Annotated in this window: 11 protein-coding genes; all 11 read left to right on the top strand. The window is 32.2% G+C overall.

Annotation, left to right across the window (positions count from 1 at the left end):
* The first annotated feature begins 117 nt into the window (after positions 1–117).
* The 11 genes from parE (at position 118) to ACY191_RS09590 (ending at position 18,056) form a co-directional block, all read left to right on the top strand.
* Entirely contained in the window at positions 118–2,112 is a 1,995-nt protein-coding gene (gene parE / locus ACY191_RS09640; RefSeq protein WP_107512369.1) for a DNA topoisomerase IV subunit B, read from the top strand.
* Complete coding sequence (parC, locus tag ACY191_RS09635) at positions 2,109–4,511, top strand: DNA topoisomerase IV subunit A (RefSeq protein WP_229367172.1); 2,403 nt, start codon at positions 2,109–2,111, stop codon at positions 4,509–4,511. The genes parE and parC overlap by 4 nt, the downstream gene beginning before the upstream one ends.
* A gap of 242 nt (positions 4,512–4,753) precedes the next feature.
* Entirely contained in the window at positions 4,754–6,196 is a 1,443-nt protein-coding gene (gene alsT / locus ACY191_RS09630; protein ID WP_042738765.1) for a glutamine transporter AlsT, read from the top strand.
* Between the two features lie 398 nt (positions 6,197–6,594).
* Positions 6,595–7,437 carry a glucose PTS transporter transcription antiterminator GlcT gene (glcT, locus tag ACY191_RS09625; protein WP_042738764.1) on the top strand — a complete coding sequence of 281 codons (843 nt, stop codon included), beginning with the start codon at positions 6,595–6,597 and terminating at the stop codon, positions 7,435–7,437.
* Between the two features lie 623 nt (positions 7,438–8,060).
* The gene (locus ACY191_RS09620; RefSeq protein ID WP_042738763.1) at positions 8,061–9,287 is read left to right on the top strand and encodes an AI-2E family transporter; all 1,227 of its coding nucleotides are present in this window, start codon (positions 8,061–8,063) and stop codon (positions 9,285–9,287) included.
* Between the two features lie 404 nt (positions 9,288–9,691).
* Positions 9,692–12,217 (top strand): bifunctional lysylphosphatidylglycerol flippase/synthetase MprF, encoded by a 2,526-nt coding sequence (gene mprF, locus ACY191_RS09615; protein ID WP_463270013.1) that lies wholly within the window; start codon positions 9,692–9,694, stop codon positions 12,215–12,217.
* A 678-nt stretch (positions 12,218–12,895) separates the two neighbouring features.
* Positions 12,896–14,056 carry a chromate efflux transporter gene (chrA, locus tag ACY191_RS09610; RefSeq protein WP_229367173.1) on the top strand — a complete coding sequence of 387 codons (1,161 nt, stop codon included), beginning with the start codon at positions 12,896–12,898 and terminating at the stop codon, positions 14,054–14,056.
* A gap of 181 nt (positions 14,057–14,237) precedes the next feature.
* Positions 14,238–15,191, top strand: a complete 954-nt coding sequence (locus ACY191_RS09605; RefSeq protein ID WP_042738760.1) for a LacI family DNA-binding transcriptional regulator — start codon at positions 14,238–14,240, stop codon at positions 15,189–15,191.
* 45 nt (positions 15,192–15,236) lie between these two features.
* Positions 15,237–15,626, top strand: coding sequence for a D-ribose pyranase (gene rbsD / locus ACY191_RS09600; protein WP_042738759.1), 390 nt, complete (start codon positions 15,237–15,239; stop codon positions 15,624–15,626).
* An 11-nt stretch (positions 15,627–15,637) separates the two neighbouring features.
* Positions 15,638–17,128: a sugar ABC transporter ATP-binding protein gene (locus tag ACY191_RS09595; RefSeq protein WP_269668881.1), complete on the top strand. Its 1,491-nt coding sequence runs from the start codon at positions 15,638–15,640 to the stop codon at positions 17,126–17,128.
* On the top strand, positions 17,115–18,056 hold the full coding sequence (locus ACY191_RS09590; RefSeq protein WP_107589411.1) for an ABC transporter permease subunit: 942 nt from the start codon (positions 17,115–17,117) through the stop codon (positions 18,054–18,056). The genes ACY191_RS09595 and ACY191_RS09590 overlap by 14 nt, the downstream gene beginning before the upstream one ends.

Here is an 18,056-nt window from a genome sequence, read left to right as displayed (position 1 = left end):
TGAATAAACATTTAAATATTCATTTGGTGCTTGCATTTTATCTAGATTTATATAAAAATAACTATTGTATAGTTTTAATAACGAACGTACGTTTGTAGGAGGGCGAAACGATTGGCAATGAATAAACAAAATAATTACTCGGATGATTCCATACAGGTTCTTGAGGGATTAGAGGCCGTTAGAAAAAGACCTGGGATGTATATTGGTTCTACCGATAAACGTGGTTTACATCATTTGGTGTATGAAGTTGTCGATAATTCCGTCGATGAAGTATTAAACGGTTTTGGAAATGAAATCGCAGTTACAATAAACAAAGATGAGAGTATTACAATTGAGGATAATGGACGAGGTATGCCAACAGGAATTCACGCATCAGGTAAACCAACTGTTGAAGTTATCTTCACTGTACTTCATGCAGGTGGTAAATTTGGACAAGGTGGATACAAAACTTCTGGTGGTTTACATGGTGTAGGTGCGTCAGTAGTAAATGCATTGAGTGAATGGTTAGAGGTTGAAATTCATCGAGATGGTATGATCTATCAACAAAGTTTTAAAAATGGAGGTATACCCGCATCAGGATTAGTGAAAAAGGGCAAGACTAAAAAAACAGGTACGAAAGTAACCTTTAAACCCGACGGAGAGATATTTAAAACATCAACGTCATTTAATTACGAAACATTAAGTGAACGTTTACAGGAATCAGCATTTTTACTTAAGAATTTAAAAATACAACTTAAAGATTTACGCGCTGGTAAAGAACGTGAAGATGTTTATCACTATGAAGAAGGTATTAAAGAATTTGTTGCATACGTTAATGAGGGAAAAGAAATATTACATGACGTGGCATTATTTAGTGGTACAGCAAATAATATTGAAGTTGAAGTTGCGTTTCAATACAACGATCAATATTCAGAGAGTATATTGAGCTTTGTTAATAATGTGCGTACTAAAGACGGAGGTACACATGAAGTTGGTTTCAAGACTGCAATGACACGTGTGTTTAATGAATATGCACGTCGAATTAATGAATTGAAAGCAAAGGATAAGAATTTAGATGGTAATGACATTCGAGAAGGTTTAACAGCAATTATTTCAATTCGAATACCTGAAGAACTGCTCCAATTCGAAGGACAAACAAAGTCTAAATTAGGTACAAATGAAGCTAGAAGTGCCGTTGATTCAGTTGTGGCAGAAAAACTACCATACTACCTTGAGGAAAAAGGGCAACTTTCTAAAGCGTTAGTTAAGAAGGCTGTTAAGGCACAACAAGCTCGTGAAGCTGCACGTAAAGCAAGAGAAGATGCACGTTCAGGAAAGAAAAATAAACGTAAAGACACGTTGTTATCTGGGAAGCTAACGCCGGCCCAAAGTAAAAATACTGAGAAAAAAGAACTGTATTTAGTTGAGGGTGATTCTGCTGGTGGATCTGCAAAATTAGGTAGAGATCGAAAATACCAAGCTATCTTACCATTAAGAGGTAAAGTGATAAATACAGAAAAAGCTAGACTGGAAGATATTTTCAAAAATGAAGAGATTAATACGATCATTCATACCATAGGCGCAGGTGTAGGAAATGAATTTAAGATTGAGGATAGCAATTACAATCGCGTTATTATTATGACTGATGCCGATACAGATGGTGCGCATATTCAGGTATTATTACTTACTTTCTTCTTTAAATATATGAAACCGTTAGTTGAAGCGGGGAGAGTATTTATTGCATTACCTCCATTATATAAATTGGAAAAAGGTAAAGGCGCTTCGAAGAAAGTTGAATATGCATGGACGGATGAAGAATTAGAAAAGCTACAAAAGAAACTTGGTAAAGGATTTATGTTACAACGATACAAAGGTCTTGGTGAAATGAATGCCGATCAACTTTGGGAAACAACAATGAATCCTGAAACAAGAACTTTGATCAGAGTGCAAGTGGACGATGAATTACGTTCATCTAAACGTGTGACAACGTTGATGGGTGATAAAGTTGCGCCACGTCGTGAATGGATTGAAAAGCATGTTGAATTTGGACTTCAAGAAGATCAAAGTATATTAGATAATAATGAAATTCAAATTTTAGAACAGGAAAATCCTAATGAGGAGGAAGTAAATTGAGTGAAATAATCCAAGATTTATCACTTGAAGATGTTATTGGAGATCGATTTGGTAGATATAGTAAATACATCATTCAAGAGCGTGCTTTGCCAGACGTAAGAGATGGACTCAAACCTGTTCAAAGACGTATTTTATATGCAATGTTTTCAAGCGGAAATACATTTGATAAAAATTTCCGAAAAAGTGCCAAGACGGTCGGTGACGTAATTGGACAATTTCACCCGCATGGTGACACATCCGTTTACGATGCAATGGTGCGATTGAGCCAAGATTGGAAATTACGCCATGTATTAATAGAAATGCAAGGTAATAATGGTAGTATCGACAATGATCCAGCAGCAGCAATGCGTTATACTGAGGCTAAGTTGAGTCGTATTTCTGAGGAATTACTTAGAGACATTAATAAAGAAACCGTACCATTTATGCCGAACTATGATGATACAACGATGGAACCAATGGTGTTACCTGCAAGATTACCGAATTTGTTGATTAACGGCAGTACTGGTATTTCATCTGGTTACGCGACGGATATACCACCTCATAATTTGGGTGAAGTCATTCAAGCGACATTAAAGTATATTGATAATCCAGATATTACAGTAAGCCAGTTAATGAAATATGTTAAAGGTCCAGACTTCCCAACAGGTGGCATTATTCAAGGGATTGATGGAATTAAAAAGGCATATGAATCTGGTAAAGGTAAAATCATTGTCCGTTCTAAAGTTGATGTTGAAGAACTTAGAAATGGACGTAAAGAATTAATTGTTACTGAAATACCTTATGAAGTGAATAAGAGTGCATTGGTTAAGAAAATGGATGAATTACGTGCCGACAAAAAAGTAGATGGCATTGTTGAGGTACGTGATGAAACAGATAGAACGGGTTTACGTATTGCAATTGAATTGAAGAAAGATGTAAATAGTGAAGCTGTAGCTAACTATTTATACAAAAATACTGATCTTCAAGTTGCTTATAACTTTAATATGGTTGCAATAAGTGAAGGCAGACCTAAGTTAATGGGCATTCGTGAAATTATTGATAGTTATTTAAATCATCAAATTGATGTGGTGACAAAACGTACACGCTTTGAATTAGATCATGCTGAAAGCCGTATGCATATTGTAGAAGGTTTAATGAAAGCTTTATCAATATTAGATGAAGTGATTCAATTAATTCGTAATTCTAAAAATAAAAAGGATGCGAAGGAAAACTTAGTTGATAAATATGCTTTTACTGAAGCACAAGCTGAAGCAATCGTTACATTACAATTGTATAGATTGACCAATACCGATATTGTACAACTTCAGGATGAACATGATGAGTTAAAGGCATTAATTGATAGACTGAAAAATATTTTAGATAATCATGATGCATTATTAACAGTTATTAAAGAAGAGCTAACAGATATTCGCAAACGTTTTAAACAAGAACGTCTTTCTAAAATTGAAGCTGAAATTACAGAAATTAAGATTGATAAAGAAGTGATGATTCCTAGTGAGACTGTAGTAATGAGTATTACGAAGCATGGCTACATTAAACGTACATCTTTACGTAGTTTCAACGCAAGTGGTATAGATGAGATTGGTGTTAAAGATGGAGACGCATTGTTAAAACAACAAGAAATGAATACACTTGATACGGTCTTAGTATTTACAAACAAAGGACGATATTTATTCATTCCGGTTCATAAACTAGCTGACATTAAATGGAAAGACTTAGGCCAACATGTATCGCAAATTGTTCCAATCGATGAAGGCGAATATGTTATTGATATTTATGGTGAAAGTGATTTTAAACCTGAAGCGTATTATATTTTAGCTACTAAAAATGGCATGATTAAGAAAAGTAATGTGTCTATGTTTAAAACGTCGCGCTATAATAAACCTTTAGTTGCTATGAAGTTAAAGGATAATGATGAAATTATTGACGTAATGCGTATTTCTAAAACACAGTTACTGACAGTGATTACCAATAAAGGTATGTCATTAACATACAGTAGTGAAGAGTTGTCAGATACTGGGCTCAGAGCAGCTGGCGTGAAATCAATCAACTTGAAAAATGAAGATTTCGTTGTGTTAACACAAATTATTTCTGAACCAAATACTATTCTAATGGCAACACAACGTGGATCATTAAAACGAATAAGCTTCAAGATATTACAAGAAGCTAAACGTGCACAACGCGGTATTACGTTATTGAAAGAACTTAAAAAGGCGCCACATCGTATCGTTGCTGCTAAAGTAGTGAGCCCTGAAGATAAGAACTACACGATTTATTCTTCTAAAGATCAAGAAACAGGGTTAATTTCAGATATTCATTTATCTGAACAATATACGAATGGTAGTTTTATCGTAGATGTTACTGACTTCGGCGAGGTCGAAGGATTAGATTTAAAATAAAATTAAAAAAATTGTTAGTAAATTCTTCTATAGAATGATAAAATAATGACATATGCAATATAATTGAACCCAAGAGATTTATGGTTAGTTATAGATATCAAATGGAATGATTCGATTCTATTTATTGTCTATTAACTTTGCAAGTATATTATCGCTTTTAAAAGAGATAATACGGCTTGTGATAATACTATAAATCTCTTGATTTTATTATGAATTTTAAATAGTAGATTTGAGGGATAAAAGTGAGAGATTTTGATGGTTTAATTCCGGATTGGTTTAAAGATTTCGTCCAAGTCGGTAATGATTTGATTTGGTCTCAGTACCTAATTGGGTTACTGATAACTGCCGGTATTTTCTTTACAATTGGGTCTAAGTTTGTTCAGTTGAGATGGATTCCTGAAATGTTTCGTGCCATTGGTGAGAAACCTGAAACTTTAGATAATGGCAAGAAAGGTATCGCACCATTCCAAGCATTTGCAATTAGTGCAGCTTCTCGTGTTGGTACCGGTAATATAGCAGGTGTGGCTACAGCGATTGTTTTAGGTGGACCTGGCGCAGTGTTTTGGATGTGGATTATCGCCTTCATTGGTGCAGCAAGTGCCTTTATTGAAGCAACATTAGCACAGGTATATAAAGTGCCTGACGAAGATGGTGGTTTCCGTGGTGGACCAGCTTATTACATAACAAAAGGACTAAATCAAAAATGGTTGGGTATTGTATTTGCGGTATTGATTACAGTTACATTTGCTTTCGTATTTAATACAGTTCAATCTAATACAATAGCAGAATCATTAAAAACACAGTACAATGTGAGTCCAGTCATTACAGGTATTATATTAGCAATTTTAACGGCTGTTATAATCTTTGGTGGTGTAAGAAGTATTGCTACGATGTCATCTGTTATCGTTCCAATTATGGCAATACTTTACATCTTTACAGTTATTGTAATCTTAATATTAAATTTCGATCAAATCATTCCAATGATTACAACGATTATTAAAAGTGCATTTGGTCTAGAACAAGTAACAGGTGGTACAATTGGTGCTACAATTTTACAAGGTGTAAAACGTGGTTTGTTCTCAAACGAAGCAGGTATGGGTTCTGCCCCTAACGCAGCAGCAACAGCGGCTGCACCTCACCCAGTGAAACAAGGTTTAATTCAATCATTAGGTGTATTCTTTGATACAATGCTTGTTTGTACGTCAACAGCAATTATGATCTTATTATATTCTGGATTGAAGTTCGGTGAAGATGCACCACAGGGTGTAGCCGTAACACAGTCAGCACTCAATGAACACATTGGTAGCATTGGTGGTATATTCTTAACGGTGGCAATTGCTTTATTTGCATTCTCATCTGTTGTAGGAAATTATTACTATGGTCAATCAAATATTGAGTTTTTATCAAAAAATAAAGTTATCTTATTTATTTTTAGATGTCTTGTCGTTGTTTTAGTATTTATTGGAGCAGTAGCAAAAACGGATGTTGTATGGAGTACAGCTGATTTATTCATGGGCTTAATGGCCATTGTTAACTTAGTTGCAATTATAGGATTATCCAATATTGCATTTGCAGTAATGAATGATTATCAGAAACAACGTAAAGCTGGTAGAAAGCCAGTGTTTAGACCAGAAGAGTTGGAAATCAATTTATTTGGTATTGAAAGTTGGGGCATGAAAAAATAAAATAACAGTTAAATATTTATGTTAGTACTGTTATAGTCTAACGTAGAAAGACAATTGCTAGTGGTCAATATAGCAATTGTCTTTTTTTATAAAATTTAGTTGTGTTGTTGTTAATTTGTTTAGTCAGCTTTGTGTAATATTTAATGGAGGTATGTGTTGTATAAAATAGCTTGGACTATTATTCAAAATATACTATGTATGCTTTATGATTATAATTGTTACTGTACTCTATTTAAGATGAAGGAACCAATAATTTAATCATCGTTGTTGTTATTGCACATTAGGCAGTGATAAATATATTTTATACGTGCTTTTTTATGAATGAAGGCGATCTATTACTTCCAATTTTTTTAGTTTCAATATATAATTTTACTGACATATAAATAAGGATGAACAATATGAATGATTACTTAGTTACTAAAGTTTTAAATAATAATGTTATCATTTGCACAAAAGATATGCATGAGTACGTGTTGATTGCTAAAGGGATAGGGTTTAATAAAAAAGCTGGCATGACTATTCATAATAATCAATCTATTGAAAAGGTTTATGTACTAGATCAGAAATCGCAACAAGAATACTACAAATCTATTATTGAATATGCAGATGATCAACTTATACAAGCAGTTATCGATGCTGTTAATATTATAACGAGTTCGGAATTGACAATTGATAATCAACAACTCGTGGTCTCTGTTACGGATCATATTATTTTTGCTTATAAACGCTTGAAACAAGGTCAAGTTATAAATAATCCTTTTGTAGCTGAAACAAAGCAATTATACCAAACAGCTTATTCGATTGCGGAAAAGGTGATTTATAAATTAAATCATGTGTTGGATGTGAATTTTCCAGAAGATGAAATAGGATTTATCGCATTACACATAGCTTCAAATACTGAAACGGTTTCTCTTGAAGAAATTAAATCAATTAATCGACTTATTAATAAAAGTATTTTTATATTAGAGCATGATTTGAAAAGTGATATTGATAAAAATTCGGTTCAATATCAACGGTTTATTCGACATATTCAATTTTTAATAAAGAGGTTGAGTAGTGGTGAGAATTTACAACATAATGGTGCGTTTGAAGCGTTATTAAAGGAGCAATATCCATTGTGTTATAATATTGCGCTCAAAATTATGAAGATGTTACAGCAAGAGTTAAAGGTTGAAATATATGAAGCGGAAATTACTTATCTTACGTTACATGTATATCATTTTATGGCAAATAAAAAATAAATTTAATAAGGATGTTTCTAATTTTTAAAAACTGTCTACAGACCTTTGGCTTTGTGGTCAGTTTTTATTTTGGGGACATGTGCTAGGTGTAGGTCAATTTTTTTATTATTAGTAAATAAAATAGATACACGCTTTCCGTGGACCCAGCCTCAGCCTGTAGTATTCGGCAAGTGCTATTCGGCAAGTGCTATTCCCACAGGAGTCGGCACCTAATTGGGTACTAGGAATAGCTTGTGAAAATTGATGTTTATGCTATAACCTTACTTATTTTACAAGTAATAGAAACAATTCAGATAAAAAATTCACAAAAGCAAATTGTTACTTACGTTTCAAAAAGTATATAAATTTTAAAATTAATACGTACTAAACATTATGTGAGGAAATATATGTTTAGAACAACGTGGATATGTTATTATAAATTTATTGACATGCTATGGAACTGAAATTAGGATGGTATGTTAACTTTTCGTATTTTATTGTCTTAATTACGATATTTGATAGTTGAGGTTACTTTTTAAGACTAAATATAAAAGTATTTATTTGTGACTATCAAAATAAAAGCTTAGGTTAAAATGTATTTTATTAAGACATTATTATGAATCAAAATAAGGTATGGTGAAGTTATGAATCAAGAACAAAATACTCAACAAGAATCAAAAAATAAAAAGGATCGGCTCAAGTTAAGTTTTCCAGAGACACGATTTATGAAATTTTTTGGTGGTAAAGATTTAATTTTTGGCCTCATTGTACTCATATTGGTCGGATTTGCGATTTTTATTTTTGACCAGGTATCTTATATTTTTAAACCATTTATTATTGTATTTAATACAATAGCTGCACCAATTATCGTTTCTATTATTTTGTACTATTTACTTAATCCTTTAGTTAATTTAATGGAACGTTATAATATTGGACGTGCATGGGGAGTTATTATTCTATTTTTACTAATTGTCGGTGTTATATCATTGGCGATTAATTTACTTATTCCTGTAATTGGCACTCAAATTAAAAGTTTTGGTCATAATTTTCCACATTATGTAGATAAAGTAAATGGTTTAATTGATCGGATTACTAAATATTCGTTGATATCTAATTCTTATAGTCAAATTCAAGACCAACTTGATGCATTGTCTAAGAAGATTCCATCAATGATTTCAGATTACTTTAATGGTTTTGGTACTAAAGTGAAAAATGTAGCAGAAGCATTAGTAAATGTCGGTGTCGTTATTGCTACAACACCATTTGTATTATTCTTTATGTTGAAGGATGGCCACAAATTTAAAGAATTTTCAACGAATTTAATGGCACCAAAATTTAGAAAAGATTTTCATGATCTATTGGATAAAATGAGTGAACAAGTTGGTTCTTATATTCAAGGACAAATTATCGTGTCATTTTGCATTGGTATTTTATTATTTATTGGTTATAGCATTATTGGATTGGATTATAGTTTAATTCTTGCTTGTATCGCCGCGGTCACAAGTGTCGTACCATATATTGGTCCAACGATTGCAATTTCACCAGCAATTATAATTGCTTTAATCACTTCGCCAATTATGTTATTAAAGTTAATTGTGGTATGGACTGCAGTACAATTTATAGAAGGGCACTTTATTTCACCAAATATCATGGGTAAAACATTGAAAATTCACCCACTTACAATTATCTTTATCTTATTAAGTGCGGGTAATTTACTCGGTGTCGTTGGTGTCATTCTTGGAATTCCAGCTTATGCAATCTTAAAGGTATTAGTTACTCATTTATTCTATCTTTATAAGCGTAGATATAATAAATATTATGGTGATGATGCTGGAGATTATGAAATTAAAGACGAAGAAGTCAATCGTTAATAAGATAGTCGTATAACTAGATAAATAGTTCGCTTGAATAGGCGATGTTGAGATATTCGTCAAAAAATGATATCAGCTCGCAAATGAATGTTAAAAGTTCATTTGCGGGTTTTTTAATATGGAAAATATTTCAATTAAAATGTGGAAATCAACGTAATTGATTGGTAGTACTAAAGTTGAATATGATAATACAAATGATATAAACATAATAAGTATGACGATAACGATGAATCAAAATAACAACAATAAAACAAACAAAAATATTTTTAAGCATTAAAGCAATTTTATCAATATTAAATATGACATTATTGTTAGCTCATGATTGCTTAATTATATTTCTTTGACAATTATATTGTGGTATATTTTTTATGAATATATGAAACTCGTAGAAATGAAGTGAAAAAATGTCTAAGGAAGTAAGAAGTAAACTGCTCTCTGTATTAAAGGTTGTATTTGCAGTTGCTTTATTAAGTTTTGTGATTTTTACATTGTATCGTGAACTTGCCCATATTAATTTTAAGGAAACTGTAAAAGCATTTGGCAAAATTAATAGTTTATGGTTAGTTGGATTGTTTTTAAGTGGTGGTGCTTCAATTGTTGTAATGTCTTTATATGATGTGATTTTAGCAAAGACATTAAATTTGCGTATTTCCATTTTAAGAACAATTCGTATTGGTTATATTGTAAATGCGCTTAATTCAGTAATTGGTTTTGGCGGCTTTATTGGTGCTAGCGTAAGATTTTTATTTTATAAAGATACGACTAAGGATAAAAAGGCTTTAGTCCATACTATTTCAATTGTTTTAGTATCCATGTTAACGGGTCTAAGTTTATTGTCTATTTTGGTTGTATTACATATTTTTGATGTCTCGCACATTTTTAGTCCATTTCCATGGATAAGATGGTTGTTATATATCGTTGCATTATTCTTACCGATATTTATTGTTGTTACAATTCTTAAACCTGTTCAGCAAAGTGAAAAGTATCTAGGGGTATATTGTACTATCGTATCGGCAATTGAATGGTTTGTTGCCGCATTAGTACTATACTTTGCTGCATATATTGTTGGTATTCATATTGCATTTCCTACCTTTATGGGCATCTTTATCATTGCTGCGTTATCAGGTCTCATCAGTTTTATTCCTGGTGGATTTGGTTCATTTGATTTAGTTGTGTTATTAGGCATGAAGGGGTTAGGTATTCCTGAAGAAAAAATCGTATTAGCAGTTCTGCTATATCGTTTTGCATATTATTTATTCCCATTATTGATTGCGTTGATTCTTTCAACCTTTGAATTTAAAGATACTGCAAAGCGTTATTGGGAAGATTCAAGGCTCAGTATTCCTGTAAAGGATATGTCTTCATTGTTAGCTTCATATCAAAAGGACGTATTGGCAAGAATACCATCATTTTCAATTGCAGTTCTATTAATGTTTACGAGTTTAATGTTCTTCTTAAATAACCTGACAATTATATACGATGGATTATATGCACCAAACCATAATGTATATTATACAATTGTGGCAGTTCATACTTGTGCATGCCTATTGTTGTTACTAAATACGTTTGGTGTTTACTGTGGATCAAAACGTGCAATATTGTTTTCTATTATCTCTGAAATATTAATTTTCGGTGTGACAGCATATACTTATGCTTCGTTTATATTATTAGGTTGGTTGACTATTATCATCATACTGCTTGTACTATTTTATAGACGAGCTACAGTAATCAAACGACCGTTTAGATTTTCTAAGTTGATGCTAAGTGTGTTGATAGGTGCGATCATTCTATTTCTAAATCACATTATCATAACAAGTGCATTTGCAAGTTTAGATATTTATCATGTGGAAATTGATACATCTATATTACGCTATTACTTCTGGATAACTATTATTTTAGTTGCAATTATTGTTGGATTAATTGTCTGGTGGTTTGAACATCGTTACCGCGTTTTAAGGACGGATGAGTCACTTGAAATTTGTGAAGATATCATCGCTAAGTATGGCGGTCATTTCCTCAGTCATTTAATGTATAGTGGTGATAAGAAATTCTTTATAAATGAACAACAAGATGCATTTGTAATGTATCGTTACAAAAATAATGCCTATATTGTACTGGGTGATCCAATTGGTAACTCGACTTCGTTTAATACATTATTGGAATCATTTTATAAGGAAGCAAAATTTTTCGGCTATGATGTCATCTTCTACCAAGTAACGGATAAATATATGTCGCTATACCATAATTTTGGAAACCAGTTTTTCAAATTAGGTGAAGAAGCAGTTATTGATTTGAATCATTTCTCTACTTCAGGAAAAAAGAAGCGAGGTTTGCGTGCAACACTTAATAAGTTAGATGATAGTGGGTTGATCTTTGAAGTACTATATCCGCCATTTTCTAATAGTTTATTAGCTGAACTTAAAGCAGTGAGTGATGAGTGGTTAGGTGATAGAAATGAAATGCATTTTTCTGTAGGACAATTTGATAATTTTTATTTAAATCAGGCACCAATAGCCATTATTAAAAATAATGATAATAAAGTTATAGCATTTTCATCAATTATGCCGGTATGTGAGCATGAAACGATATCTGTAGATTTGATTCGTTGGAAGCTAGATATTGATGTACCATTGATGGATGGTTTATATTTAAAAATGCTTTTATGGGCAAAAGAACAAGGCTATAGTAAATTCAATATGGGAATGGCTACTTTATCAAATGTCGGACAAGTACAATTTTCATTCTATGGAGAACGTATTGCTGGAAGAGTATTTGAACATTTCAATGGACTATATAGATTCCAAGGATTAAGAAAATATAAAGAGAAATTTAAACCAGAGTGGGAACCAAGATTTTTAGTATATCGTAAACACCATTCGCTTTGGCTTAGTATGTTAAAGGTAATGCGTGTAATTAGAAAGAAAAAGTAATACGGATGATAGATAAGTAACTAAAAGTAAATACAAGAAAACATCAAAAAGGCCAAATCTTAATTAAAAGATTTGGCCTTTTTGTAGCTTAAATTCCATGACTTTAAGCTTTTAGGAGTTTAAGTGTAGTGCTTAATGGTTTGTGTAGCCAATGATTGGAGAAGTATTAGCTACTAATAAACTAACTTGAATACTAGAAAAGTCATTTAATTCTAACTCTATATGACGATCATTACCCCTTTGCCGAAGGTATGTATATAATATAACATCGTAGGTAAGCGCTTTCAACAGTAGTTTAATTATTCTTCAAAATAAAAATTTACATTCTACTCTCTTTAATGCAATTTGATTTTAAATTGTTAATTTACATTTTTGTAAAAAGAGTGTAAAGTTTTAAAAATTGGTTTGACTAGTGTGTATAAAGTTTATAAACTCAATTTAAACTATCTTCTGTCACGTAAATAGAGATTGTGTAGTGCTTATCGTTTGTTACTACCTGCAATAATTAAAAATTAATAATTCAAATGGTTGTATTGGATTTATAGATCGAAAATTAAGTAAGTAGGCTTAGGTGTTTAAAGTTACGATTTTATTGCTACATTATAAAGAAATTCAATTGCTTGATTTATTATGATAAATTCATCCTTTGAAATAATAAAGAGAATAGAGGAGAATAAATTGAAAAAATATTTTCATATTTTTTGGATTGCTTTGAAACTTGGTTTTGTTTCATTTGGGGGTCCAACTGCTCATTTGGGTTATTTTTATGACACATATGTTAAAAAGAAACGATGGCTTAATGAGCAAGAATATTCAAACCTTGTGGCTTTATGTCAATTTTTGCCAGGACCGGCAAGCAGCCAAGTGGGAATTGGTATAGGAACTATAAAAGGTGGAATTATAGGTGGGATTATTTCGTTTTTAGGATTTACTACACCTTCAGTAATTATTTTAATGGCTTTTTCGTTATTTTTTGCTAATGAAAATACACATTTTACATGGATTCAGGGGTTAAAATTGGTAGCTATTGCAATTGTAGCGCAAGCAATTATTGGTATGGGCAAAAAACTTACTACTACTAAAACGACTATTACATTAGCATTATTTACTTTAACTTTGACACTGCTGATTGAGAATATTTTTATACAAGTTTTTTCTTTGATGTGTGTAGGTATGTATGGGTTGATATTTTTGAGAAATAAATCAAATAATCAACAAACACATAACAAATTATTTTATTTACCTAAACGTATGGGTTACCTTTCACTATTTCTGTTCTTTCTTTTACTATTCCTATTACCATATATTAGAACGTTAACCAATAACGTCTGGCTTTCTATGTTTGATAGTTTCTATAGAGCGGGGGCATTTGTATTTGGCGGTGGTCATGTCGTTTTACCATTATTGAAAAGTGAATTTGTCCCTCAAAACCTTATAACTTTAGAGCAATTTTTAACTGGTTATGGTGCTACTCAAGCAGTACCGGGACCACTGTTTACGTTTGCGTCATTTATCGGTACTGAAGTTGCTGGTATAGGTGGAGGTATTTTAGCCACAATTGCTATATTTTTACCTGCTTTCTTCTTATTATTTGGTGTCTTACCGTTTTGGGACAATCTTATTAATAATATCTATGCAAATGGCTTCTTAAAAGGAATTAGTGCAGGGGTAGTCGGAATTTTAATTTCTGCTTTTTACAATCCCATTTGGAAAACAACGATTCAATCAGAAATCGATTTTGCTTTGGTGAGCATTATGTTTGTTTTGTTAATGTATTTTAAATGGCCATCTTGGTCAATCGTCTTACTTGGTTTATTGTTTGGTATTGTATTTTATTAAATATTTAAGATGAACCATTACGTTATTTGCGTAATGGTCTTTTTTACTATAAAAAGTAGAAAATTTTGACTGGATATAGATTTTATAAATTTTATGCAGAAAATAATACATCATCTATTCAATTTTGAAAAAATATGCTATTATGAAAACGGTTACATATATTGGTGGGAGTGACTACACTATGGCGACAATTAAAGAAGTTGCACAATTAGCCGGTGTGTCTGTAGCAACTGTTTCTAGAGTGATTAATAATAACGGTTATGTTAAAGCAGATACCAAGCTTCAAATTGAGCAAGCGATTAAGCAATTAAATTATAAACCTAATGAAGCTGCAAGAACGTTATTTAAAAAGAAATCAAAAATAATTGGTTTACTGTTACCTGATATTAGCAATCCATTTTTTATGTTAATTGCTCGTGGTGTTGAAGATATTGCTTTAAAGCATGGATTTCAAGTCTTAATTGGTAATAGTGACAATTCATTAGAAAAAGCAAAAGGATATATTAACACCTTTAATTCTCATAATTGTATTGGGATCATTTCTACTGCATTCGATCACCATTCAATTACTGAATTGATAGCAACACAAAGTCTTCCTGTTGTTTTTGTAGACAGATTAAACAAGGAACAAAATGGCATTTCAACGAACCACTATAGAGGCGGTGAACTGCAGGCACAAATTGTAATCAATGGTGACGCACAGCATGTATTGTTATTGCATGAGGATCTTACTATTGAAACATTCAAATTACGATATAAAGGTGCAAAGCATGTATTGGAACAAGTGAATATTAAGGTTATAGATTGTCCGGTTTCAACGTTGCAAGATGCTAAATTATTCGAAACCATACTCACGACACAATATATTGATTCTATTATTTGCAGTAACGATATGATAGCAATTCAAGTGCTAGGAATGATTCAACAATTAAATTATAAAGTTCCAGAAGCGATTCAAATTGTAGGATATGATAATATTCCTTTTTCTAAAATGACATATCCACAAATTACTACGGTTGATCAGTCAGCATATCGTTTAGGTACCACAGCAGTTTCAAAATTATTAAATATTGATGAAGCGGATTGTGAACAAATTAAATTAATAATTAAAAAAAGACAAAGCACTAGAAATTAATGAATTTTATGTAACGGGTTACATATAGGAGAAAGGGGTTTATAAATGTATAAAACAGGTGTGTTAAATAGTGAAATTTCAAAGGTATTGAGTGATTTGGGACACACGGACAAAATTATTATTGCGGATTGTGGCTTACCGGTACCACAACATGTACACAAAATTGATCTCGCACTCACATTAGGACAACCCTCCTTTTTAGATGTATTTAATATAGTGAGTGAGCATATGAAGATTGAACGGATGACGGTAGCAACTGAAATTGAAAATGATAATAATCAATTATTTGAAGATTTAAAGGCTACTAATTTAACCATTGAAAGTGTAAGCCATGAAGAATTAAAAATGTTGAGTCATGATGTAAAAGCAATTATTAGAACTGGCGAAGGGACACCATATGCCAATGTAATCTTAACAAGTGGCGTTATATTCTAGGAGGTGAAATGATGATTGGTATGAATCAGATTTACAAATCTTTTGGTCAAAACGATGTGTTAATGGGCGTTGACCTAGAAATTCGTGAAGCGGAAGTCCATGCGCTTATGGGTGAAAATGGTGCTGGAAAAAGTACTTTAATGAAAATTTTAACTGGGGTTTATAAAGCAGATAAAGGTACAATTTATGACAATGGTCACGAAGTACAGTACAAAAATACTAAAGATGCTGAAGAAAACGGGATTGCATTTATACAACAAGAATTAAATATTTGGCCTAATTTAACAGTTTTGGAGAATTTGTTTTTAGGAAAGGAAAAGGTGAAACGTTTCGGTCTAATTGATAATAAAACGATGCGTAAAGAAGCCTTAGCTTTATTTGAAAAGTTGAACCTCAAAATTGAATTGAATGAATTAGCGAGTAATTTATCTGTAGGTATGCAGCAAATGCTGGAAATAAGTAAAGCGTTAATGCAAGATGCCAAAATAATTATCATGGATGAACCTACGGCAGCTTTAACAAATAGTGAAATAACAGTGTTATTTGAACAAATCAATAAGTTAAAAAGTGAAGGCGTATCATTTGTGTATATCTCGCACAGAATGGAAGAAATTTTTGAGTTGTCAGACCGTATCACTGTCATGCGAGATGGCCGTTCAATATTGACGACACAAACAGAACAGACAACACAGCAACAAATCATCAAAGCAATGATTGGTAGAGATTTGGATCATCAATATCCGCATAGAAATTTTACTGCAAGTGAAACGATTTTAACTGTGCAAAATTTGAATAGCAAAGCGCATGGTATTGAAAATGTGAACTTTGAGTTGAATAAAGGAGAAATTCTGGGATTTAGTGGATTGATGGGAGCAGGTCGTTCCGAAATTATGCGTGTATTGTTTGGTTTGGATGTAGGTCAAATGCATGTTGAATTAGCAGGACAACCGCTTCATATTAACAATCCGAATCAAGCAATTAAGCAAGGATTAGCTTTTATTACAGAAAATAGAAAAGAAGAAGGTCTAGTATTACAAGATACAATTGTAGAGAATATGACATTACCTGCGTTAAAAAGCTTTTCAAAGACGAATTTATTAGTACAATCATCAATGGATCAATATACTGATCAAATGATTCAACGCTTAAATATTAAAGGACGTAAAGAAAATAGTTGCATAGATTTGTCTGGTGGAAATCAGCAGAAAGTTGTATTGGCTAAATGGATTGCAACCGCACCTAGAGTGTTAATTTTAGATGAGCCGACAAGAGGTATAGATGTCGGTGCTAAGAGAGAAATATATCAATTAATGAATGAACTGACTGAACGCGGTATGTCGATTATTATGATTTCATCTGAGCTTCCTGAAGTAATTGGTATGAGTGATCGAGTAGCAGTGGTTCATGAGGGACATATTGCAGGCATATTAAATAAAGATGAATTATCTGAAGAGCATATTATGACGTTAGCTACTGGAGGGAATTTAGATGCAACAATCTAAAATATCATTATCTTATTTAGAAAAAGTAATTCCATTTATTGGATTAATCTTACTCGTTATTATTATTAGTATTTTAAACAGTGCATTTTTGGAACCATCCAATTTATTTAACTTATTGAGACAGGTATCAATTAATGGGTTAATTGCATTTGGTATGACCTTTGTTATTTTAACAGGTGGAATAGATTTATCAGTTGGTTCCACTTTAGCTTTATCTAGTGCATTAGTAGCAATTCTCATGGTTTCTGGTGTTGATGGTATTATCGCTATTATTATCGGATGCATTTTTGGAGCAGTCTTAGGTGCGATTAATGGATTCTTAATTACTTTAGGGAAAATGGCACCATTTATTGCAACTTTGGCTACAATGACTGTATTTCGAGGCGTAACGCTTGTTATTACAGATGGTAATCCAATAACGAATTTAAACGGCAGTTATGCATTTCAATTATTTGGACGAGGTTATTTTATTGGTATTCCAGTGCCTGCCATTACGATGTTCATTACCTTTATTATTCTCTATGTGATACTACATAAGACGATATTTGGTAGACAGACTTATGCTATGGGCGGTAATGAGAAGGCTGCATTTATTTCAGGTATAAAAGTTAATAAACTGAAAGTGTGTATTTACGGTTTAGCAGGGCTAATGTCTGCACTTGCTGGAGCGATTTTAACATCGAGACTTAATTCGGCTCAACCGACTGCAGGTATGTCATATGAATTAGATGCCATTGCCGCTGTTGTATTAGGTGGTACTTCACTAACAGGTGGTAAGGGTCGAATTGTCGGTACGCTTATTGGTGTATTGATTATCGGTGTGTTAAATAACGGTTTGAATTTGCTTGGTGTATCATCTTTCTACCAACAAGTTGTTAAAGGTGTAGTGATTATTATAGCAGTGTTGATTGATAGAAAGAATAAATAG

It is taken from the genome of Staphylococcus sp. TCBT05 (genome assembly GCF_055179755.1).
The sequence above is the reverse complement of the archived record's forward strand: the minus strand, read 5'-3'. Positions and strand labels throughout refer to the sequence as shown.